Below are 21,087 nucleotides of genomic sequence, written 5' to 3' on the forward strand. Positions count from 1 at the left end.
TTATTAAAAAGAGGCTTGAGTGCAACATTTGAAGAATGGATCATGTCAGCAGAATATATAATGGCAAGTGGAAATCCAAATGTCATCTTATGTGAAAGAGGGATCAGAACATTTGAAAGCTATACTAGAAACACATTGGATTTACAGGCAATTCCAGTAGTAAAGAAATTAACGCATTTACCAATAGTAATCGATCCAAGTCATGCCGGAGGAAAATGGTGGTTAGTAGAACCAATGGCAAAAGCAGCGATAGCAGCGGGAGCTGATGGATTAATGGTAGAAGTGCATAACAATCCAGAGAAGGCATTATGTGATGGACCACAATCATTAAGACCAGAAAAATATGAAAATTTATTAAAACAGGTATCACAAATTGCAACTATCGTAGGTAAAAAAATTTAAATAAATAATCAAATAAGGTTATTATTTTAGCAGATTTAGTTACTATTGTCGGTTTTATAAAAAATTATAGATTAAAATGATGATATTTTTCTTTATTTTTCTTGCAATTATTTGAAAATGTATATATAATAGGAACGTAGTTTAGAGTTAAAGGGGGGAATAGTTCGATGGCAAAAACTGTAGTAAGAGAAAATGAATCTTTAGATGATGCTTTACGTCGTTTTAAAAGACAAGTTTCTAGAACAGGAACCCTTGCAGAAGCTCGAAAAAGAGAGTTTTATGTAAAACCAGGTTTAAAAAGAAAATTAAAATCTGAAGCAGCAAGAAAAAACAACAAAAAAGGTAGAAGATAAAAATATCAGGGGCTTATTAAAGCCCTTTTTTTGTTTGCTCTATAAAGATTTTTTTAAACAAATTTGTACTTTAATTTATCTTTAAGACATTTACTACAAAGTTTTTCATATACTTATTATGGTGATTAGATGATTTATCTTGAAAATGACTATCTAAATATCAAATATTATGAAAATATCCTTTATTTACAAAATGATAAAATAGAAATTAAAATGCCTCAAAGCATGGTATCCATCACTGGTAAGAATTTAGAAATTAGATATTATAGCGAACAGGAAATTGTAGTTTGCGGAAAGATCGAATCTGTTAAGTTTATATGAAATTAGGATATGATTTATACGAAGTAGTCAGTGATGATATTATTTCTTTACTTAATGCTTTTAAAAAAGATCATTTAATAGTCTTTCAGTTAACTAAAATCGATGATAATACATATCGATTTTATCTACCCATCTATCAACGCTTTTTAGCTCGAAAATATAATATGCAAATTATTAAAAGTATTGGTATTTTATATTATTTAGTCGTATTGTTTTGTAAAAAAATAAATATTATAGGTGTAATTAGTTTTGCTTTGACATTACTAATTTGTAATCGTTTTATTTTTAAAGTAGAAATAACCGGGAATAGTCCTAGTAACACTAAGTTAGTTGAAGAAGTTTTAAAAGAAAATAATATTAATGCTGGTGATTTAAAAAAATCATATCAGGAATTAAATGAGATATATGATGATTTAAAAGCTAGTTTTAAAGGAAAAATAGACTATTTGAATATTTATCAAGAAGGCGGAGTGTTATTTGTAAAATATACAAATAGTGTTGGAGCTAAAGAAGTCGAAAATAACTTTCAAAATATTTATGCAAGCAAAGATGGGGTAATTCAAAGTATTGATGTTAGTAGTGGTAATATTGTAGTACAGGTTAATCAGTTTGTTAAAAAGGGCGATCTTTTAGTGTCTAATACGATTACTTCTACAAATGGAGAAAATAAAATCATTGCTACTAAAGGAAAAGTAATGGCATATACGTATGTAACTTATCAAGGGGAAATTGATGCTAAAAAAATGGATGAAGGAGAGGCTTTTAGCTATCTTTTATATACAATTCGTGCTAAACTTGGTTCGATTGATAAAATAGATAGAGAAAAAGTTTTATCTTATGATATAATTGATAACAAAAGAGTGTTAAAAATGCAATATGTTTTAATCGAAGATATTGCTATTAAAGAGGAGAGTTAAATGACTGAACAAATCAAATTAGAAGAATTTAGTATTTCACAGCTTAATAATATAAGCGGTAATCATGATGAAAATCTAAAATTAATAGAAGATACATTTGGTATAAGCATTACTTTACGTGGTGATGAACTTTTATTAACAGGCGATAATGCTACTAATTTTGATAAAGCAAAAAAAGTTATTCAAACATTAATTGAATTGGTAAGTAAAAAAATAACTATTAGTCGTCGTGATGTTGTTTATGCTCTTAAATTAGTAGAGCAGGATAATTTAAAACATATAAATGAATTATATAATATTAGAATAACTAAAACGGCTAGTGGAAAAATGATTTATCCAAAGACACTTGGTCAAAAAGATTATTATTTTGCTTTAAAAAATAATGATGTGGTCTTTGGAATTGGACCAGCCGGGACTGGTAAAACTTATTTAGCTGTAGTTTTTGCAGTAGATGCATTAAAAAACAATGTTGTTAAAAAGATTGTGTTAACTCGTCCAGCTGTAGAAGCAGGTGAGAATCTTGGTTTTTTACCAGGTGATTTAAAAGAAAAAGTTGATCCATATTTACGACCATTATATGATGCTTTGCATGATATGTTAGGGGTTGAACAAACAGAAAGATTAATTGAAAAAGGGGTAATTGAAATTGCACCATTAGCCTATATGCGTGGAAGAACCTTAGAAGATGCTTATGTTATTTTAGATGAAGCTCAAAATACTACCGATAATCAAATGAAGATGTTTTTAACTCGACTTGGATTTAATTCTAAAATGATTATTACTGGTGATGTTACGCAAATTGATTTACCTAGAGGGGTAGAATCTGGATTAATCAAAGCGCTAAGAATTTTAAAGGGTGTTAAAGGAATATCATTTGTTGAATTAACAGCATTAGATGTAGTTAGACATCCAGTTGTTCAAAGAATTATTGAAAGGTATGAAGGAAAATATGAATAAGTTATTAATTATTGAAGATGATATTTCAATTAATAAGATTCTTTGTCATGAATTAAATAATAAAGGATATCAAGTAGATAGTTTATATGATGGTAAAGATGCTTGTGATCAAATATTAAATAATGATTATGATTTAATTTTAGTAGATTGGATGCTGCCTTATAAAGATGGGGTGGAAATAATTAAAGAATGTCGTGATAATGGTTATATTAAACCGATGATCATATTAACAGCACGTAGTGATCAAGATGATATTATCAAAGGATTAGAGTCTGGTGCTGATGATTATTTAATGAAGCCTTTTCAGGCAAATATTTTAATTGCTCGAATTGAAGCTCATTTACGACGCTATCATAAGCATTTTAAAGGTATCATTAAGTATTTAGATATTAAGATGGATTTAGCTAAACATGAAGTTTATGTAGGCGATGATTTAATTAATCTAACTAAAGTTGAATATGATTTATTACAAATGTTTATTGATAATAAAGAAGAAGTATTATCAAGACAAGAATTGTTAATGAAAATATGGAATTTCAATTATGATGGTGATACTAGATTAGTGGATATTCATGTCTTTAAACTAAAGACTAAACTAAAAGAAAGTCAAGCTCGATTCAAATCAGTTCGGGGAGTTGGTTATAAACTGGTGAAAAAAGATGAATAAAAATTATCTGAATTTGCTATTAGGATTTTTAGTAGTTTTAGTTTTAATAGCAGTTGATATTGAACATAGTGTTATTTATTTAATGTGTTATACAGTGTTAGTATTAATAATTATTTATAGTATCGACCGGGATTATAAGCGGCAAATTAAATTTTACCGTCGTGAAAAAGAAAATGAAATTCATGAGGTTGAAGGAGAAAAGGATTTTAACTATAAGATTTTAAATTCATTGATCAAAACAATGAACTTGCCGATGATTTTTGTTAATAAGGAAGGTACTATAATTTTTACTAATCAAAGATTTCGTAGTGCTTTTAATATTAAGCATTTACGAGGTAAATATTATAAAGATATTTTTAAAGGACAACTATTAAATGTTGTTGATCAAAGTTATGTTTTTGAAAGAAAATTTACAGCAGCGATTGCTATCGATGATCGTTATTATCACGTTGAAGCGACGCCAATATTTCGAGATGAGGTTGTCTTTGATGGAACGATTATTTTATTTACCGATGTTTCTCAAGTAAAAGAATTAGAAAAAATGCAAAAACAGTTTCTTTCTGATGTTTCTCATGAATTAAAAACACCGATGAGTGCTATTATTGGAAGTGTCGAAATATTACAAAAAGAAGGGATAAAAAATAAGGATACTTTTAATGAGTTTATGGGTATACTATTAAAAGAAAGCTATCGGATGAAAAATATTTTAGATGATATATTAGAATTATCGCGTTTAGAAAGGCTAGAAGCTACTTTAAATCCTTCGATGGTTAATATTGATTATTTAGTTAAAGAAACTGTAGAGTTGTTTGAACCGTTAGCTAAAGATAAGTATTTATCATTAGTCTATCAAACCAAAAAAGCAACTAAAGAATTAATGCTCGATTATACAGCAATAAAAACAATTTTAAATAATTTAGTTTCTAACGCTATTAAATATTCAAATTCAGGTGTTATTTCGATTAAATGTACTAATGATGAAAAGAATTTTGTAATTATTGTTCAAGATGAAGGAATTGGAATAGCTAAAGAAAATATTCCTTTTATTTTTGATCGCTTTTATCAAGTAGAACAGTCACGAAATAATAAGTATGGTACAGGATTGGGTTTAAGTATTGTAAAAAAGATGGTTGAATTATGCGAAGGTATGATTGATGTTGACAGCACCCCAGGAATTGGAACTACTTTTACAGTTACTTTGCCAATATTGAAGTAGATGTAAATATTTTACAGATAGTCCAAATTTTCACACAATATAAAAATAATTTGAACAAATTACTTTTATATTATAATTGTGTCGAATGAAGGAGTGGTAAAAATGGAAGAAAATAATCCAATGAATGAATTTGAAGAAACAGCTCAAAATGATGAAAAGAAAAAAGGTAAATTTAGTTTTAGAAGAAACAAAAGTGATAAAGGAAAAAAAGAAAGACCTAATGCAACAGGTTTATTTAGAGCGGTAATTATTGTTTTAGTAACTGCTTCTTTAGGAATGAATATCTTTTTGTTTACAGTAGTGATGGATGATTCTAATGGTAGTGGAGGTTCATCAAATTCCAATACTAAAGTAGAAACAGTAAATTATGACGTTAAAAGTTCCCTAACTGATGTAATCAATAATGTTGCTGACAGTGTTGTAGGAGTAGTTGTCTATTCAAATGGTGCTGCTAGCGGCAGTGGAAGTGGCGTTGTCTATCGTGTAAATGGTAATAGTGCTTATATAATTACTAATGAACACGTTGTTAGTGATGCTAGTGAAGTTCAAGTAGTTTTTGCAAACGGTGAATCAGTTACAGCTAATGTTGTTGGTGGTGATACTTATAGTGATATTGCAGTATTAAAATTAACAGCTGATTTTGAAATGACTGCTATTGATTGTGGTGATTCTAGTAAACTAGAAACTGGCGAAACTGTTTTAGCAATCGGTAGTCCTCTTGGAATTGAATACGCTGGAACAGTAACTCAAGGTATTGTTAGTGGAACTGATCGAACAGTTTCAGTCGATTTAAATGATGATGGTCAAGATGACTGGGATATGAATGTTATTCAAACTGATGCAGCAATCAATCCGGGTAATAGTGGTGGTGCATTAGTTAATGCAGCTGGCGAATTAGTAGGTATTACTTCAATGAAATTAGCAGATACTTCAGTAGAAGGAATGGGATTTGCTTTACCAATTAATGATGTAATTACATCAGTAGAACAAATTATAAGTAACGGAAAAGTAACTCGTCCATTTATTGGAATTTCTGGTTTCTCGTTATCAGATTATTCAAGCTATCAATTACGTTATTATCGTATTGATACTAATTTATCTGATGGTATCTATGTTTCTCAAGTTACTTCAGGTGGACCTGCAAGTAAAGCTGGAGTCCAACAAGGTGATGTCATTGTAAAATTAGATGATGTTGAAATTACAACTTATCGAAGCTTCTTATCAGAATTATATTCTAAGCAGCCAGGAGATACAGTTACATTAGTAATTAATCGTAATGGTGATGAAATGACCGTAAAAGTTACTTTAGCAGAACAATAGTAATGGGCTTTGTGAAAAACAAAGCTCTTTTCTTTTGTTATTTTTTATCATATAATAAGATAAAATTTTATTTGATAAATGGAGGGTTTATTATGTATTGTAAAAACTGTGGGAAAGAAGTAGCAGATGGGACAAAATTTTGTCCAGATTGTGGACAACCAATTGAAAATGGTAATAGTACTGGTCAAGCAATGAATCAGCATTTAGAAAATGCGCAAAACAAATTAGATGATATAGCAGAAAATATGAAGAAAAAAGAAATTGAAGTATCTGGTAAAAAATTCAATATGTTAGAAATTATTACTTTTGGATCAACAATTTTAACAGTAATTGCTTGTTTCTTACCATTTATTTCAATGGGATATTATAGTGTTAGTTTAATGGACGCTGGGAAAGATGCTATTATATTTATTATTTTAGCTGGAGCAACTAGTGTTTTAGCATACGTGGCTCAAGATCTTGCGGCTTTATGTGCGGCAATCGTTACATTAGTATATTTAATTGTTGAATTGTCAGATATAAATAGTGCTTTAAGCGGTATGGCTAATTTAGGTATCGGTGCTTATTTGATGATCGTTGCCGTTGCAGGGTTGATAATTGGAACTTTGCTTGTTTATATTAATAATAAAAAACATAACTAGCATGTCGATGCTAGTTTTTTAGTGCATATTATTTGCATTGGCTTTTAAGTTATGATATAGTCTTTTAGAAAAGAAAGTCTTCAGGGCAGGGTGCAATTCCCGACCGGCGGTAAAGTCCGCGAGCGCAAGCTGAATAGGTGCAATTCCTATACCGACAGTAAAGTCTGGATGAAAGAACGACATTTAATATGCCTTTTTGTCATGGAGATTAGTAATTTCATGATATTTTTTATTTTAAGGAGAAATTACTATGGAAAGAACTAAGACAAGAAAAATTGTATTGGCAGCTGTATTAGCTGCATTGGGAATGATTTTAGGTTTATTAGAGATTCCCTATCCTTTTGCGCCGTGGTTAAATCTTGATTTATCTGAAGTGGTTGTATTAATGGCTATTTCAATGTTAGGGTTTAAAACGGCTTTATTTGTATGTGTATGTAAATTCTTTATTTCTATTTTGTTTAAAGGTCCTGTTGGACCAATTGCAATAGGTCAAATTACGGCATTAATTGCATCATTGACAATTTGTTGTGTTTATTATTTTTTATCAAAACATATCAAGCTTAAAAATAATTTAATAACATATGTAATTAATATGGTAATAACAATGTTTGCTTTTGCAATGGTGATGTTTATTTTAAATTATCTTTTTGTTACACCAACATATTTAATGCAAAAACCAACCTGGTTTACAGAATTACCATTTGCTGTAGATATCGAAGCCTTTAATCAACAATATGGCACAAGTATTGCTGTTCCTGGAATATTGAATTTCTTATCACCATATGGTCAAGCTATTTTTATCATTTATTTCCCATTTAACTTTATTAAAGGAATTATTTCTGCTATTGTTTATTATATAGTAAGACCGATTGAGGATAAGTTTAAGGAGGCATAAGATGAATATAGCTTTGATTGCTCATGATAAGAAAAAGGAAGAAATGATAGAATTTGTTAAGGATAATGAAGAATTATTTGCTAAACATAATTTATATGGAACTGGTACAACAGGTAAAAAAATAATGGAAAATACTAACTTAACTGTTCATCGGTTTTTATCAGGTCCATATGGAGGAGATCAGCAAATTGGTAGTATGATTGCTATTGGTAAGATGGATATGGTTTTCTTTTTCCGTGATCCACTTACTGCTCAACCTCACGAACCGGATATCAGTGCTTTAATGCGTCTATGTGATGTTCATTATATTCCACTAGCATCTAATAAAGCAACGGCATTGATTTTATTAAAAAGTTTATAAAGTAAGTCACAGCGTTTGCTGTGATTTTTTTAATATGCAAATAACTATGATACAATATATATAGATAGATTTTTATTTGAATTGTTGGGGTGAAGGATTATGGGTGATGTTGAAAAAAGGAGATTTAAAAAGTTTTTATATTATATTTTTGTTTTTATTGGTTTTGCAATGGATATGACATTGAAGATAAATTATTCATTTTCAATGTTAAGTATCTTTATAGGACAGATATTGTGTAAAGAAAAATTAGATCAAATTACCAAATTAGATTACTTTTTAGGCTTAGTTGTTTTACCGGTGTTATTAAAATTATTTTTTAACTTATTACATAACTAACAATAAAAAAATCCATAAGCACAACCTATGGATCTTAAAACTAAATTATTCTTCTACAGAAATTGCTTCTACAGGGCAGCATTCTGCAGCTTCTTTAGCGCTATCGATATCTCCTTCACCAACAACATGAGCTAATCCTTCGTCATTGATTTCAAAAATATCAGGTGCGATACCAGTGCAAGCACCACAACCGATGCAAGCATCACTTACTGTAATTTTAGCCATTATAATTCCTCCTTCTTTATCTATTATAACTCAAAATAGTGTAATTTCCAATATTTATAAATAAATTACTAAAAAAGTATGTTATAATGTACGACGAAAGGGTGATTTTAAGTGAATAATTCACGTGTAAATAAATATCGCGAATTAAGAGAAGGAATAAAAGAAGAAGTTGGAATAAACCGCGAAGGTACCGACGATAATGTTAATAATAGTAATTCAGTAGATGAAGATGATGATTTTTTATTATCAGTTAATCGGGCTTTTCGTAGTGAAAGAAAAGAACCTGATATTGAAGATACTTTAACAGAAGCTAAAACTTTTGAACAAATGCAACGAGAAAGTAGTGAAGAAATTGATCGTGCTTTGCGCAGTGCCAAAGTTAGTGTAGGAAAAGCAGCACATTATAATACCAGAATGGATATTTTAAATAAAATTCGAGAACCAGAAAAACAAGTAGTACGTTTAAATAAATTCGATAATGTTAGTACTTCACAATTTTCAAAGGGATTTTTTGTAAATGGTGATGATGAGGAGCTAATTGATGAAATTAGTGATAAAGCAGAAAAGAAGAAGATGACTTTGATGGAACGTTTAGCTAGTATGTCACCAGAAGAAGATGCTAAAAAAGCAAAGTTGATCATGGAAGAAGAAAACGTTTTTGAAGATGAGGAAGAAAACGAAGAACTAGATGAAGTAACAGAACCTGTTTTAGAACAAACTAAATCTTTAGAAGAAATGTTAAAACAAATAAAAGAAAAAGATCAACGTGAAGTGGAAAAAGTTTTAAAACAAAAAGAAATGACAACAAGCCAGCGAATAATTAAAGAGGAAACTGTTGAAACAGATTTGGATGAAGAAAGCGAAGAAATAGAAGAAAATAATAATGATAAAGGTGATCGAGTAGCGACAATTTTAAACTATATTATTATCTTTTTAGTTATTGTATTTGTTGGTTTATGTGGTATGATAGGGTACCAGATATTCTTTTAAACTAAGGACCACCTTAGTTTTTTTAAAGAAATGGAGGTTTTTATTATATGAAAAAGATTTCAATTGCAATTGATGGACCAAGTGCAGCTGGAAAAAGTACAATTGCGAAAATTGTTGCTAAAAAACTTGATTATGTGTATATTGATACCGGTGCGATGTATCGATGTGTAGGATATTATTGTTTAGAAAATAATGTTGATTTACATGATGAAAATGCTGTGACTCAAGCACTTGATAATATAAAAATAGAAATGAATAGTGCTAATCAGGTTTTTTTAAACCAGGAAGATGTTAGTGCTAAAATTCGCCATGATCGTATCTCAATGGCTGCAAGTGTTGTTTCCACTTATCAGGAAGTTAGAAACTTTTTGGTTTTACAACAAAGACAAATGGCTAGTCAAGGCGGTGTGATTTTAGACGGTCGTGATATTGGGACAGTTGTTTTACCAGATGCACAGTTGAAAATATATCAAGTTGCTAGTAGTAAAACTAGAGCTAAAAGACGTTATTTAGAAAATTTACAACGTGGCTTAGAAGCTGATTTAGATACTATCCAAAAAGAAATTGAACAGCGCGATTATCAAGATATGCATCGTAAAATATCACCATTAAAAAAAGCAGATGATGCAATTGAAATCGATACTTCTGATTTAAGTTTAGAAGAAGTCGTAGATAAAGTGATGGAATTAGTTATTCAAAAACAAAAGGAGGGATAAAATGGCTGGAATTGTTGCTATTGTCGGAAGAGCTAATGTTGGAAAATCAACGATTTTTAATCGAATTGTTGGTGAAAGAATTTCCATAGTTGAAGATGTTGCTGGGGTAACTCGAGATCGTATTTATGCTACGGCATCATGGTTAACTAAAGAATTTCGAGTTATTGATACCGGTGGAATCGAATTAGAAAATGCTTCTTTTACTGCCCAAATTAAAATGCAGGCAGAAATTGCTATTGAAGAAGCTGATTTGATTGTTTTTGTTGTCAATGGTCGTGAAGGTATTACTCGTGAAGATGAATATGTTGCTCGATTATTACAGAAATCAAGAAAGCCAGTTTTATTAGCTGTTAATAAAATAGATGATGAATCTTATAAAGATAATATTTATGAATTTTATAATTTAGGAATTGGTGATCCAATACCAGTTTCTGGAAGCCATGGAATTGGAATCGGTGATTTATTAGATGAAATTATTAAACAGCTGGATTTTACAGAAGATGAATTTGATGATGATGAAATTCGTTTTTCAATTATTGGTCGTCCTAATGTTGGGAAATCTTCACTTACTAATGCTATTTTAGGTGAAGAAAGAGTAATTGTTTCTGATGTTGCTGGAACTACTCGTGATGCAATCGATACGGTTTTTGAAAAAGATGGTCAAAAATATCGAGTTGTCGATACTGCGGGAATGAGAAAAAAAGGAAAAGTTTATGAAAATATTGAAAAATATTCAATAATTAGAGCAATGTCAGCAATTGAAAAAAGTGACGTTATTATTGTAGTTGTTGATGCTGATGTTGGTATCATTGACCAGGATAAACATGTTGCTGGATATGCTCATGAAGCTGGTAAAGGTGTCATCTTGGTTGTTAATAAATGGGATTTAGTTACCAAAGATGATAAAACAATGAATAAGATGGAAAAAGAATTGCGCAGTCAATTTAAATATCTAGATTATGCAAGAATTATTTTTATCTCTGCTAAAACTCATCAGCGTGTAAATCAGTTATTCCCATTAATACAAGAAGCTTATTTAAATTCACATAAACGTGTTCAAACAAGTGTTTTAAACGATGTTTTAGTAGATGCTCAAGCAATTAATCCAACTACTACTTTTAATGGGGGACGTTTAAAAATATTTTATGCTAATCAAGTAAGTATTTGTCCGCCAACATTTGTATTGTTTGTAAATGATCCTCAATATATGCATTTTAGTTATAAACGATATTTAGAAAATCGCTTAAGAGAATCATTTGGTTTTGAAGGAACACCAATACATATTATTTGTCGTAAACGGGATTAAGTAAGGAAGTGAGAAAATGAGTAAAATTGCAGTATTAGGGACAGGTAGCTGGGCAACTGCCTTAAGTAGAGTTTTAGTTGATAATCAAAATGAAATTATGATGTATGGAATCGAACAAAGCCAAATCGATGACATAAATCTTAATCATCAAAATCAAGCGTTTTTTAAAGACGTCTATTTAGAAAATGAAATTCAAGCTACAAATAATTTAGAAGAAGCATTAAAGGACATGGATTATTTATTAATAACTATTCCTACTCAATATGTAAAAGAAACATTAGAAAAAGTTAAACCATATATTAAAAAGAAAATAACAGTTATAAATGCTGCTAAGGGGTTTGACTTAGGAACAAATATGCGGATGTCTGATACAATTCGTAGTGTTTTAGATGAAAGCTTAATTAATCCAGTAGTTTCTTTGATTGGGCCTAGCCACGCTGAAGAAGTTGTAATTAGAATGTTAACAACTGTATGTGCTGTTTCGCTAGATGATGAAATGGCCCGTGATGTGCAAATGTTATTCTCTAATGATTATTTTAGAGTTTATCGTTTAAACGATGAAGTAGGAGCTGAATATGGGGTAGCAATAAAAAATGTTATTGCTGTAGCTGCTGGCGTTTTAAGTGGTTTAGGATATGGTGATAATACTAAAGCAGCATTAATTACTCGTGGTTTAGCTGAAATGGTTCGTTATGGAACTAAAAAAGGCGGTCGTTTAGAAACATACATGGGATTAACAGGTGTAGGAGATTTGATCGTCACATGTTCATCAATTCATTCTCGAAATTTTCAAGCTGGTTTGGAAATTGGCAAAAATAATGATGCTCGTTCTTTTATGAAAAATAATAAAAAGACTTGTGAAGGAATTAGAACTTGTCGTGTTATTTATGAAGATGCTAAGAAATATCCTGATATTGAATTACCGATAATTAATGCGATTTATAATGTTTTATACAACAATCATGAACCTAAACGGGAAATACAACAATTAATGCGTCGGGAATTAAAAATCGAAGGGTAACGTTATTTAATTATTTTCATATTATATAGTGGTGATAATATGAAAGATGAAGATATTTTTTTAGATAAAGTAGTAAAAAAGACTAACGTCAATAAAGGGGAAATTTTAAAACTGGCTAATGATTTGCAAACTAAAGATTTAAATAATGAAAATGATATTCGTGAATTTATTTTAAGTGTTGCTAAAGTGACAAATAAGTCGATTAGTCCAAGTAAAGTTGATAAATTAGTATCAATGATCAAGAATAATAAAGTTCCTCGAGATATTGATCGAATGGTTTAGACAATGTATTAAAATAAACGATAAAAACAAATATTTTTTGTGTTGACTTATGGTATTATTTTATATATAATTGTCATTGCGGTTATGGAAAGGTGATTATTTTGAAATACAATTTACAATGGATTGTTAAGCATCACGGAAAATTTGATTTTGAAGAAGGAATTACTTTTCCTTCAGAGGTGTTTGACCAGTATACTCAAATTAATGACTTGAAGGACATTATTGTTTCAGGAACCGGAAATCTTGATTCAAATGATAGACGCCTTTATGTTGATCTTAATATTAAAGGAACGATGATTCTTCCTTGTGCACTTACATTAGAAGATGTTGAGTATCCTTTTGAAATTAATTCAACCGAGGTGTTTGCTTTTGAAAAACCTGATCCCTTAGAGGATGTTCATGAGGTAAAAAAAGATATTGTCGATCTTACACCGGTGGTATTTGAAAACATTATGTTAGAAGTACCAATGCGTGTAGTTAAAGACGACGCTAATATTAAATCTGAAGGAAAAGGTTGGAGAATATTAGATAACAGTGCTAGTGATACCAATGATGAAGATTACATTGATCCTAGGTTAGCTAAGTTGAAAGATTATTTTAAAGATAAATAGGAGGTTATACTGATGGCAGTACCATTTAGAAGAGTTTCAAGTACAAGAAGAAATAAGAGAAGAACTCATGACAAACTTTCAGCACCAGCTGTAGTTGTATGTCCTGAGTGCGGTGAATACAAATTATCACATCGTGTTTGTAAACACTGCGGTACTTATAAAGGTCAAAAAGTTTTATAAAATTTGTTTTTAGCGGACACTATCATTTATTGATAGTGTTTTTTGTTTATAATAGAAATTTATGTGAAAAAAACGGCTATTTTTGATGATTAGCCGTTTTTTTCATTAATAACAAAAATCACAAAAATGCTATACAAAAGATTAAATACAGTATATAATAGGTGGTAAGAAGTGTTAAATCGTGTTAGAGAGTGTTAAGGAGTGGGTGATAAATAATGTTTATGGGGCAATTTAAGCATAACATCGACGCCAAAGGGCGTCTTATTATTCCCTCAAAATTAAGAGAACAATGTGGGGATAGTGTTGTTGTTACCCGTGGACTTGATGGCTGTCTAGCGTTATACACGATTGATGGATGGAATGAATATTATGAAAAACTTCATAAATTGCCCACTACTAAAAGACAAGCTCGTGATTATGTCAGGATTGTAACTTCAATGGCTGACGAACTTGTTTTTGATAAACTTGGTAGAGTTAATATCTCATCATTTTTGCGTAAAGAAGCTAATTTAGAAAAAGAATGTATGATTATCGGAGCTGGTGATCATGTGGAAATCTGGAACAAAGATCGGTGGGATAGTTATTATGATAGTAAAAAAGATAGTTTTGATGATATTTGTGAATCTTTAGATGATTTTGATTTATAGGAGAGAAAAATGTTTGATCATGTAACAGTATTATTGAACGAAGCAGTAGAAGGCTTAAATATAAAAGAAGATGGGATTTACGTTGATTGCACTTTAGGTGGAGCCGGACACAGTATGGCAATTTTAAAACAGCTTACTTCGGGACATCTATATTGTTTTGATCAAGATCAAATGGCTATTGATGCAGCTAAATCGCGATTAGAAGCAATTGGTGATAATTTTACGATTTTTTATTCTAATTTTGTGAATTTAAAAGAGATGCTAGCTAGTGAAAATATCACTAAAGTTGATGGAATAATTTTTGATTTGGGTGTATCGTCACCACAATTTGACACTGGAGAACGAGGTTTTAGTTATAATCATGATGCTCGTTTGGATATGCGTATGGATAAATCTAATGATTTAGATGCATATAAAATAGTTAATACGTGGTCCTATGAACAAATAGTAGAAATTTTATACAAATACGCTGATGAAAAGTTTGCTAAACAAATAGCACGTAAGATTGAACAAAAGCGAAAGATTAAACCGATTGAAACAACATTTGAACTTGTTGAGGTTATTAAAGACGCTTTACCAGCTTCAGTGTTACGTAAAAAAGGACATCCAGCTAAAAAAACTTTTCAGGCACTGAGAATTGCAGTAAATGATGAGTTAAATGTATTTGATAAAGCATTAAAAGATGCGTTAGATATCTTAAACGTTAATGGAAGAATTGCAGTAATTACTTTCCATAGTTTAGAAGATAAGATTTGTAAATATACATTTAACGACGTGACTAAATTAAAAGATGTGCCGGCGGGGTTACCGGTAATCCCGGATTATTTACAGCCAAAGTTTAAATTGGTAAATAAAAAACCAATCGTCGCAAGTAAAGCTGAACTGGCTGTTAATCATCGGGCTCATTCAGCGAAACTTAGAATAATTGAAAGGGTGGTCGAAAATGAAGCATAAAAAAAGAAGAACTAAATTTGAAGCTTTTTCACAAAGATTTTTAATAATAACAATGGTTATTTTTGTTTTTGGAATTATTGGTGTTAAATCAATGGAATCAAAATATAATCGTGATATTCAGGTTTTACAAAGCGATATTCAAAAAGCACAAAATGACATTGATAGTTTAGAAATGCAAAAACAAGAGTTAGCATCTTTTTCTAGATTAAATGCAGTTGCTAGCCAAAAAGGGTATACATATAGTAATGATGCTGTAGCCGCCTCTAATGCAGCATCGGTAAATGAATAATGAATCAGTTTAAGAGTGCAAAGATTGCTTATGTTATCTTTGCATTAGTTATTTTTTCTTTAGTCGCTAATATTGTTTATCTAGGATTAACAGGTAAACATTTAATTAGTGATAATGATATTGCCGCTTTTGCACAATCAAGAGGCAAAGCAGAGACGGTAGAATATGCTGATCGTGGTGAAATTTTCACTAGTGATAACGAAATAGTAGCAACTAATGTAAAAAAATATAAATTAATTGCAGTACTTTCAAGCAGTCGAATCAATTTTAGCGATAAAGCAGCTTATGTTGAAGATATTGTAGCTACTGCAAATGCTATTGGTCCTATTATCGGAATGGATCCAACAACAATGGCACAGCAAATGCAAGAAAAGGCAGCCGCTGGAGCATACCAAGTTGAATTTGGAAATTATGGCAATAATTTAAGTGCTAGTGTCAAAAAACAAATTGAAGATACTGGGCTTCCAGGTTTAGAATTTGAAGATAGTAATACTCGTAACTATCCTTATGGTGATTTTTGTAGTTATATTATTGGTTATGCTAAATCATCTGAAAAAGATAGTGTTAAACAATTAGTTGGTGAAATGGGCTTAGAAGCTATTTATGATGATACTTTAGCTGGTGAAAATGGCTATAAAGTTTATCAGATGGATTCTAAAGGATATGTTTTACCAGATGGTATCTTAGAAGAAAAAGATGCTGTTAATGGCCAAGATATTTATTTAACTATTAATAGTTCTTTACAAAGAGAATTAGATTATCAGCTTGCTAACGAAGCAGCGGCAGCTGGTGCCAGCAAGGCTTCATGTACAATTATGGAAGCTAAAACTGGAAAAATTTTAGCTACTTCTACTTATCCATCATTTAATCCTAATGAACGTAATATTAGTGATTATAAAAACTTTTTATTCGATACTGCTTATGAATGTGGATCAGTATTTAAAACATTTGTTTATGCTAGTTCAATAGAAAGTGGTTTGTATAGTGGTGAAGCAACATATGAATCAGGGCAATATGATTATGGGGCAAGTCGACCAATTCGTGACCATAATAATGGTGCCGGTTGGGGAACTATTACTTATAATGAAGGATTTTATCGTTCTAGTAATGTTGCTATTTGTAACTTATTAGAAAGAGGTTATACAAATCGTGAAGATGTCGAACAGGTGTATGAAGATTTAGGATTTTTCCAATCAAGTACAGTTGATGGTTTCGATGCAGCTGCTGGAGTTGCATTATATAAAACTGATAGCAGTCGTGCTGCCTATTTAACTACAGGGTTTGGACAAGGTTCAACAGTTACATCATTACAGCTTTTAAAAGCATATAGTGCTTTTGCAAATGATGGAAAAACAGTTGATCCATATTTAGTAGAAAGAATCGTTGATACAGAAACTAATGAAGTTACATATGCCACAAAAACTAATTATTCAAAACAAATCTTTTCATCACAAACAGTACAGCAAATTAGAGATTTATTAAAAGGGGTAGTTAGTGATGAAACAGGAACTGGTAAAAAATTTGCATTAACAAATGGTGTTCAAATGATTGGTAAAACTGGTACTGGTCAATTAGTAGAAAATGGAGCTTATTCAACTACTAGTTATACAAAATCATTTATGGGAATGGCTCCATATGAAGATCCACAAATTATTGTAAATATTGTTTTCCAAGGGCCTGATAATGATACAACTCAACATCAAGCTAACGTTATTCAAAACGTTATGCCAACAGCGTTATCAATTGTATCATCATATAATGCCCCAGAAACTACTAGTACTAGTGATGGAGATTATAAGTTAGATTCATTTATTAATCAAAGTGCAAGTTTTGTTAAATCTAAATTAGAATCTAAATCAATCAATGTTCAATTGATTGGTAATGGTAGTACAGTTTTAGAACAATATCCTGAAGCTAAAACTAAAGTAACCAAAAATGATCGTGTCTTTTTAAAGACTGAGTCAACGGATATTACATTACCTAATTTTGTTGGCTGGTCACGAAAAGATATTTCCACTTATGCTTCATTATCTGGTTTGAATATTACTATTCAAGGAGATAGTGGCCAGGTGGCTGCTCAAAGTTTACCAGAAGGAACATTGGTTCATGCTGGTGATACAATAACTATTGCTTTACAGTAAGGTCTATGGGCCTTACTTTTTTCATATATTTAACTAGGTGGTTAAATGATTTATGAACTAACAAAAAAGAAAATAAAAATTGTTAAGATCATTACAATAATTATTGTTGTAGCAATTATTATAAAAATTGGTTATATTCAAATTGTTGATCGGGTAAATATCTATAATCGAGCAGTTGATTTGTGGCAAAGAAGTTTTCCTGTTGAGGCTAATAGGGGATTAATATTAGATGGGGATAATAATGTTTTAGCTACTAATTTAACGACAGCTTCATTAGTTGTTGTCCCTAGTCAAATTAAAGATGTCGTGGCAACGGCTAATAAATTAGCAGATATTTTAAATGTTGATGTTAAAGTAATTGAAGAGAAGATAAGTAAAAATGTTTCAATTCAAAGAATCCAGCCTGAAGGACGCCAGCTGGATGATGAAACTGCTGCTAGAATCGATCACTTAAAATTACCAGGAGTATATTTAATTAAAGATTCTAAACGTTATTATCCAAATGGAAGTTATTTAGCACAAACGTTAGGATTTGTTGGAATTGATAATCAGGGATTGCTTGGTTTGGAGTTGAAATATGACTCTTATTTAGATGGCAGTAATGGAAGTATTGATTATTTTATGGATGCTAAAAGTAATCCGATTTCTTTATATCCTAGTGTTTATAATGCTCCTACTAGCGGTTTTAATATTCAACTTACAATCGATGGCGATATTCAAGATATTTTAGAGCGAGAGTTAGATAACGCTTATGATACTTATAATCCAGATGGTATTTGGGCATTAGCAATGGATCCTAATACTGGTAAAATTTTAGCAATGGCTTGTAAGCCGGATTTTGATCCAAATGATTATCAAAATGCTGATCCTGATGTTTATAATCAAAATATACCAATTTGGAAATCTTATGAACCAGGTTCTACATTTAAGATTATTACATTTTCATCGGCATTAAATGAAAATTTGTTTGATATGGATAAGGATACTTATTATGATCAAGGCTATGAAATAGTAGGTGGAGCTAGAATTAAATCATGGAAAAAAGGTGGACATGGCTTGCAGACTTTTAGAGAAGTGCTTCAAAACTCTTCCAATCCTGGATTTGTTGAAATAGGTAGAAGATTAGGAAAAGATAAATTATATGAATATGTCCAGAAATTTGGTTTGACAGAAAAAACTGGTGTTGATTTGCCAGGAGAATCTAAGGGGATAATGTTTGATTACGAAAATTTTAACGAATTAGAACAAGCTACCGTTGCATTTGGCCAAGGGATTTCGGTAACGCCAATGCAATTAGTTCGAGCGGTTTGTGCATGTGTAAATGGCGGAACTTTGTATCAGCCCTATATTGTAGATAGTGTAATCAATAATTATTCAAATGATATTGTCTATCAGCAACAGCCGCAACCTTTAAGACAGGTCATTAGTGAAGAAACATCAAAAAAAGTATGCGATGCTTTAGAATCAGTAGTTAGTGATGGTGGCGGTAGAAATGCCTATATTGATGGTTATCGTATTGGTGGTAAAACAGGAACTGCTCAAAAAGCAGTTAATGGTAGTTATGTCGATGGAGGATATATTCTTTCTTTTATTGGGATTGCGCCAATCGATGATCCTCAGATTGTTTTATATGTGGCAATGGATAATCCCAAAAACTGTGTTCAATATGGTGGAACGACAGTGGCTCCAATTGCTCGTAAAATGCTAGTGGATATTTTACCAAGTATGGGAATTGAAAAAGTAAGTAAACAAAAAGAAAAAACATATACTTATATGGATGTTGAATCAATCAAGGTAGAAAATTATGTTGGTAAATCTAAAAGTGAAGTCAGCAATCCTAAATTAAAATTTGAATTTATTGGTGAAGGTGATAAAGTAATTGATCAGTTACCACGAGTTGGGGAATCTGTTGAAGCAGGATCAACTATTGTTATTATGTTAGGAAAGTAAAAAAGCAGGAAACTGCTTTTTTGCTTTGTAATTTGGGGACAATTTGACATTTTATAGTGTTTATAATATTATAATATCAATGTTATTTATAAGGAGATATGATTAATTGTGGACCCGAGTCAGATAGTTAATATTGTTGTATTTATTATTTTAATATGTTTATCTAGTTTTTTCTCGTGTACAGAAACAGCGTTTTTATCGGCAAATAAAATCAGGATGCGTAATTTGGCTGAAGAAGGGGATCGTCGAGCTAAAAAAGTAGAAAAACTTTTATCAAATACAGATCGTTTGTATAGTTCGATTTTAGTTGGTAATAACTTAGTTAATATTGGAGCGTCTTCATTGACTACTTCAATTGTTATTTCAATCTTTGGTAACTCAGCTTCATTAGTTGCTGCAGCATCTGGGGTAGTTACTTTGTTGATTTTGGTATTTGGAGAAATAACACCTAAAACATTTGCTACTAAAAATGCTGATCGAATAGCTCTGTTTATGTCGGGATTTGTTTCATTCATTTGTTTTATATTTACACCAGTAGTTTTTTTATTGAATATTATTACTGGATTTATAATTAAACTATTAGGTGGTAATAAGGATAATGGACCGACAATGACTGAAGAAGATCTTAAAACAATTGTAACTGTTGGTCATGAAGAAGGGGTATTGGAAGAAGAAGAAAAAGAGATGATTCATAATGTTTTTGAATTTGGTGAAACCGAAATCAAGGAGATTATGACACCGAGAATCAATGTTGATAGTATTCCTGATGATTGTAGTTATCAAGAATTAATGGAAATATATAAACGTGGACAATTTTCTAGATATCCGGTACATAGTGAAAGCTTTGATGAAATTGTTGGGGTATTAAATGTAAAGGATTTATTATTCTTTAATATTGATCCAGATGAATTTGAAGTTAAAGATTACATGCGTGATACATTTGTTGTTTATGAATTTAATGAAGTTGGCGATGTTTTTGCCGCTATGCGTAAAGAACATGTTTCATTAGCGATTGTTTTAGATGAATATGGAGTTATGAGCGGGATTGTAACTTTTGAAGATATCGTCGAAGAAATTGTTGGTGAAATTGATGATGAATATGATGATGAAGACGACGATATGATAATTAAATTAAGTGAAAATGAATTTTTAATTGATGGTAGCTTGAATTTAAATGAAGTTAATGATAAAGTAGGAACGGATTTTGATTCTGAGGATTTTGAATCGATTGGTGGCTTAGTTCTTGGTGAAGTTTCGGGAGTGCCAGAAATTGATGAAGAAGTTCAAATCGATAATGTCTTATTTAGAATTGTAAAAATGCATAAAAATAGGATTGCTCAATTAAAAGTTACTATTTTAGAAGAAGAGGAAGAAGGAGAGCATCGCTAA

At 30.8% G+C, this 21,087-nt stretch carries 25 protein-coding genes, 1 pseudogene and 1 riboswitch; of the genes and pseudogenes, 25 read left to right on the forward strand and 1 reads right to left on the reverse strand.

What is annotated here, in order from left to right; translation table 11 throughout:
• The 12 genes and pseudogenes from B5E92_RS10905 to B5E92_RS10960 form a co-directional block, all read left to right on the forward strand.
• A pseudogene (locus B5E92_RS10905) lies at positions 1 to 402 on the forward strand (3-deoxy-7-phosphoheptulonate synthase); the annotation flags it as partial.
• Positions 403 to 569: 167 nt separating this feature from the next.
• Positions 570 to 755 (forward strand): 30S ribosomal protein S21, encoded by a 186-nt coding sequence (rpsU, locus tag B5E92_RS10910; RefSeq protein ID WP_087302092.1) that lies wholly within the window; start codon positions 570 to 572, stop codon positions 753 to 755.
• A 129-nt stretch (positions 756 to 884) separates the two neighbouring features.
• On the forward strand, positions 885 to 1,076 hold the full coding sequence (locus B5E92_RS10915) for a YabP/YqfC family sporulation protein (protein ID WP_087302094.1): 192 nt from the start codon (positions 885 to 887) through the stop codon (positions 1,074 to 1,076).
• Positions 1,073 to 1,993, forward strand: a complete 921-nt coding sequence (locus B5E92_RS10920; RefSeq protein WP_087302096.1) for a sporulation protein YqfD — start codon at positions 1,073 to 1,075, stop codon at positions 1,991 to 1,993. The genes B5E92_RS10915 and B5E92_RS10920 overlap by 4 nt, the downstream gene beginning before the upstream one ends.
• Positions 1,994 to 2,950: a PhoH family protein gene (locus tag B5E92_RS10925; RefSeq protein ID WP_087302098.1), complete on the forward strand. Its 957-nt coding sequence runs from the start codon at positions 1,994 to 1,996 to the stop codon at positions 2,948 to 2,950. It begins immediately after the preceding gene.
• Positions 2,943 to 3,617, forward strand: a complete 675-nt coding sequence (locus tag B5E92_RS10930) for a response regulator transcription factor (RefSeq protein WP_087302100.1) — start codon at positions 2,943 to 2,945, stop codon at positions 3,615 to 3,617. The genes B5E92_RS10925 and B5E92_RS10930 overlap by 8 nt, the downstream gene beginning before the upstream one ends.
• Complete coding sequence (locus B5E92_RS10935; RefSeq protein WP_087302101.1) at positions 3,610 to 4,833, forward strand: cell wall metabolism sensor histidine kinase WalK; 1,224 nt, start codon at positions 3,610 to 3,612, stop codon at positions 4,831 to 4,833. Before B5E92_RS10930 ends, B5E92_RS10935 begins: the two co-directional genes overlap by 8 nt.
• A gap of 102 nt (positions 4,834 to 4,935) precedes the next feature.
• Entirely contained in the window at positions 4,936 to 6,153 is a 1,218-nt protein-coding gene (locus B5E92_RS10940) for a S1C family serine protease (RefSeq protein WP_087302103.1), read from the forward strand.
• Positions 6,154 to 6,245: 92 nt separating this feature from the next.
• On the forward strand, positions 6,246 to 6,794 hold the full coding sequence (locus tag B5E92_RS10945; protein WP_158095225.1) for a zinc-ribbon domain-containing protein: 549 nt from the start codon (positions 6,246 to 6,248) through the stop codon (positions 6,792 to 6,794).
• 72 nt (positions 6,795 to 6,866) lie between these two features.
• Positions 6,867 to 6,979: riboswitch (FMN riboswitch) on the forward strand.
• Positions 6,980 to 7,044: 65 nt separating this feature from the next.
• Positions 7,045 to 7,689: a Gx transporter family protein gene (locus tag B5E92_RS10950; RefSeq protein WP_087302107.1), complete on the forward strand. Its 645-nt coding sequence runs from the start codon at positions 7,045 to 7,047 to the stop codon at positions 7,687 to 7,689.
• 1 nt (position 7,690) lies between these two features.
• Positions 7,691 to 8,050, forward strand: a complete 360-nt coding sequence (locus B5E92_RS10955; protein WP_087302109.1) for a methylglyoxal synthase — start codon at positions 7,691 to 7,693, stop codon at positions 8,048 to 8,050.
• Between the two features lie 99 nt (positions 8,051 to 8,149).
• Entirely contained in the window at positions 8,150 to 8,386 is a 237-nt protein-coding gene (locus tag B5E92_RS10960) for a hypothetical protein (protein WP_087302111.1), read from the forward strand.
• A 45-nt stretch (positions 8,387 to 8,431) separates the two neighbouring features.
• Here the strand turns inward: B5E92_RS10960 and B5E92_RS10965 are convergent, their stop codons facing one another.
• Entirely contained in the window at positions 8,432 to 8,611 is a 180-nt protein-coding gene (locus B5E92_RS10965) for a ferredoxin (RefSeq protein WP_087302113.1), read from the reverse strand.
• 111 nt (positions 8,612 to 8,722) lie between these two features.
• On the opposite strand from B5E92_RS10965, the gene B5E92_RS10970 reads away from it, so the two are divergent.
• The 13 genes from B5E92_RS10970 to B5E92_RS11030 all read left to right on the forward strand — a co-directional run bounded on the left by B5E92_RS10970 (position 8,723) and on the right by B5E92_RS11030 (position 21,087).
• Positions 8,723 to 9,601, forward strand: a complete 879-nt coding sequence (locus tag B5E92_RS10970; protein WP_087302115.1) for a hypothetical protein — start codon at positions 8,723 to 8,725, stop codon at positions 9,599 to 9,601.
• Positions 9,602 to 9,648: 47 nt separating this feature from the next.
• Positions 9,649 to 10,317, forward strand: a complete 669-nt coding sequence (cmk, locus tag B5E92_RS10975) for a (d)CMP kinase (RefSeq protein WP_087302117.1) — start codon at positions 9,649 to 9,651, stop codon at positions 10,315 to 10,317.
• A gap of 1 nt (position 10,318) precedes the next feature.
• Positions 10,319 to 11,623 (forward strand): ribosome biogenesis GTPase Der, encoded by a 1,305-nt coding sequence (gene der, locus B5E92_RS10980; RefSeq protein ID WP_087302119.1) that lies wholly within the window; start codon positions 10,319 to 10,321, stop codon positions 11,621 to 11,623.
• A 16-nt stretch (positions 11,624 to 11,639) separates the two neighbouring features.
• Positions 11,640 to 12,644, forward strand: a complete 1,005-nt coding sequence (locus B5E92_RS10985) for an NAD(P)H-dependent glycerol-3-phosphate dehydrogenase (protein ID WP_087302121.1) — start codon at positions 11,640 to 11,642, stop codon at positions 12,642 to 12,644.
• 39 nt (positions 12,645 to 12,683) lie between these two features.
• Complete coding sequence (locus tag B5E92_RS10990; RefSeq protein ID WP_087302123.1) at positions 12,684 to 12,926, forward strand: stage VI sporulation protein F; 243 nt, start codon at positions 12,684 to 12,686, stop codon at positions 12,924 to 12,926.
• Positions 12,927 to 13,018: 92 nt separating this feature from the next.
• Positions 13,019 to 13,537, forward strand: coding sequence for a DUF177 domain-containing protein (locus B5E92_RS10995; RefSeq protein WP_087302125.1), 519 nt, complete (start codon positions 13,019 to 13,021; stop codon positions 13,535 to 13,537).
• A gap of 12 nt (positions 13,538 to 13,549) precedes the next feature.
• Positions 13,550 to 13,717, forward strand: a complete 168-nt coding sequence (rpmF, locus tag B5E92_RS11000; RefSeq protein WP_087302127.1) for a 50S ribosomal protein L32 — start codon at positions 13,550 to 13,552, stop codon at positions 13,715 to 13,717.
• A gap of 215 nt (positions 13,718 to 13,932) precedes the next feature.
• Entirely contained in the window at positions 13,933 to 14,364 is a 432-nt protein-coding gene (gene mraZ / locus B5E92_RS11005) for a division/cell wall cluster transcriptional repressor MraZ (protein ID WP_087302129.1), read from the forward strand.
• 9 nt (positions 14,365 to 14,373) lie between these two features.
• Positions 14,374 to 15,318, forward strand: a complete 945-nt coding sequence (rsmH, locus tag B5E92_RS11010; protein WP_087302131.1) for a 16S rRNA (cytosine(1402)-N(4))-methyltransferase RsmH — start codon at positions 14,374 to 14,376, stop codon at positions 15,316 to 15,318.
• On the forward strand, positions 15,308 to 15,607 hold the full coding sequence (locus B5E92_RS11015; RefSeq protein WP_087302133.1) for a hypothetical protein: 300 nt from the start codon (positions 15,308 to 15,310) through the stop codon (positions 15,605 to 15,607). The genes rsmH and B5E92_RS11015 overlap by 11 nt, the downstream gene beginning before the upstream one ends.
• A complete protein-coding gene (locus B5E92_RS11020; protein WP_087302135.1) occupies positions 15,607 to 17,748 on the forward strand; it encodes a penicillin-binding protein in 2,142 nt (713 codons plus the stop codon). The genes B5E92_RS11015 and B5E92_RS11020 overlap by 1 nt, the downstream gene beginning before the upstream one ends.
• Before the next feature lie 45 nt (positions 17,749 to 17,793).
• A complete protein-coding gene (locus B5E92_RS11025; RefSeq protein WP_087302137.1) occupies positions 17,794 to 19,698 on the forward strand; it encodes a penicillin-binding transpeptidase domain-containing protein in 1,905 nt (634 codons plus the stop codon).
• Between the two features lie 108 nt (positions 19,699 to 19,806).
• Positions 19,807 to 21,087 carry an HlyC/CorC family transporter gene (locus B5E92_RS11030; RefSeq protein ID WP_087302139.1) on the forward strand — a complete coding sequence of 427 codons (1,281 nt, stop codon included), beginning with the start codon at positions 19,807 to 19,809 and terminating at the stop codon, positions 21,085 to 21,087.

This window comes from Erysipelatoclostridium sp. An15 (genome assembly GCF_002160675.1).
Taxonomy (GTDB): Bacteria; Bacillota_I; Bacilli_A; order Erysipelotrichales; family Coprobacillaceae; genus Thomasclavelia; species Thomasclavelia merdavium.

What these genes read in the sequence shown, in the direction of transcription:
- B5E92_RS10925 (WP_087302098.1), top strand. Translation starts at nt 1,994, where the DNA reads ATGACTGAACAAATCAAATTAGAAGAATTTAGTATTTCACAGCTTAAT.
- B5E92_RS10955 (WP_087302109.1), top strand. Translation starts at nt 7,691, where the DNA reads ATGAATATAGCTTTGATTGCTCATGATAAGAAAAAGGAAGAAATGATA.
- B5E92_RS10985 (WP_087302121.1), top strand. Translation starts at nt 11,640, where the DNA reads ATGAGTAAAATTGCAGTATTAGGGACAGGTAGCTGGGCAACTGCCTTA.
- B5E92_RS10930 (WP_087302100.1), top strand. Translation starts at nt 2,943, where the DNA reads ATGAATAAGTTATTAATTATTGAAGATGATATTTCAATTAATAAGATT.
- B5E92_RS11015 (WP_087302133.1), top strand. Translation starts at nt 15,308, where the DNA reads ATGAAGCATAAAAAAAGAAGAACTAAATTTGAAGCTTTTTCACAAAGA.
- B5E92_RS10935 (WP_087302101.1), top strand. Translation starts at nt 3,610, where the DNA reads ATGAATAAAAATTATCTGAATTTGCTATTAGGATTTTTAGTAGTTTTA.
- B5E92_RS10920 (WP_087302096.1), top strand. Translation starts at nt 1,073, where the DNA reads ATGAAATTAGGATATGATTTATACGAAGTAGTCAGTGATGATATTATT.
- B5E92_RS10990 (WP_087302123.1), top strand. Translation starts at nt 12,684, where the DNA reads ATGAAAGATGAAGATATTTTTTTAGATAAAGTAGTAAAAAAGACTAAC.
- der (WP_087302119.1), top strand. Translation starts at nt 10,319, where the DNA reads ATGGCTGGAATTGTTGCTATTGTCGGAAGAGCTAATGTTGGAAAATCA.
- B5E92_RS10960 (WP_087302111.1), top strand. Translation starts at nt 8,150, where the DNA reads ATGGGTGATGTTGAAAAAAGGAGATTTAAAAAGTTTTTATATTATATT.
- B5E92_RS10915 (WP_087302094.1), top strand. Translation starts at nt 885, where the DNA reads ATGATTTATCTTGAAAATGACTATCTAAATATCAAATATTATGAAAAT.
- B5E92_RS11020 (WP_087302135.1), top strand. Translation starts at nt 15,607, where the DNA reads ATGAATCAGTTTAAGAGTGCAAAGATTGCTTATGTTATCTTTGCATTA.
- B5E92_RS10945 (WP_158095225.1), top strand. Translation starts at nt 6,246, where the DNA reads ATGTATTGTAAAAACTGTGGGAAAGAAGTAGCAGATGGGACAAAATTT.
- rsmH (WP_087302131.1), top strand. Translation starts at nt 14,374, where the DNA reads ATGTTTGATCATGTAACAGTATTATTGAACGAAGCAGTAGAAGGCTTA.
- B5E92_RS10950 (WP_087302107.1), top strand. Translation starts at nt 7,045, where the DNA reads ATGGAAAGAACTAAGACAAGAAAAATTGTATTGGCAGCTGTATTAGCT.
- B5E92_RS11025 (WP_087302137.1), top strand. Translation starts at nt 17,794, where the DNA reads ATGATTTATGAACTAACAAAAAAGAAAATAAAAATTGTTAAGATCATT.
- rpmF (WP_087302127.1), top strand. Translation starts at nt 13,550, where the DNA reads ATGGCAGTACCATTTAGAAGAGTTTCAAGTACAAGAAGAAATAAGAGA.
- mraZ (WP_087302129.1), top strand. Translation starts at nt 13,933, where the DNA reads ATGTTTATGGGGCAATTTAAGCATAACATCGACGCCAAAGGGCGTCTT.
- cmk (WP_087302117.1), top strand. Translation starts at nt 9,649, where the DNA reads ATGAAAAAGATTTCAATTGCAATTGATGGACCAAGTGCAGCTGGAAAA.
- B5E92_RS10940 (WP_087302103.1), top strand. Translation starts at nt 4,936, where the DNA reads ATGGAAGAAAATAATCCAATGAATGAATTTGAAGAAACAGCTCAAAAT.
- B5E92_RS10965 (WP_087302113.1), bottom strand. Translation starts at nt 8,611, where the DNA reads ATGGCTAAAATTACAGTAAGTGATGCTTGCATCGGTTGTGGTGCTTGC.
- rpsU (WP_087302092.1), top strand. Translation starts at nt 570, where the DNA reads ATGGCAAAAACTGTAGTAAGAGAAAATGAATCTTTAGATGATGCTTTA.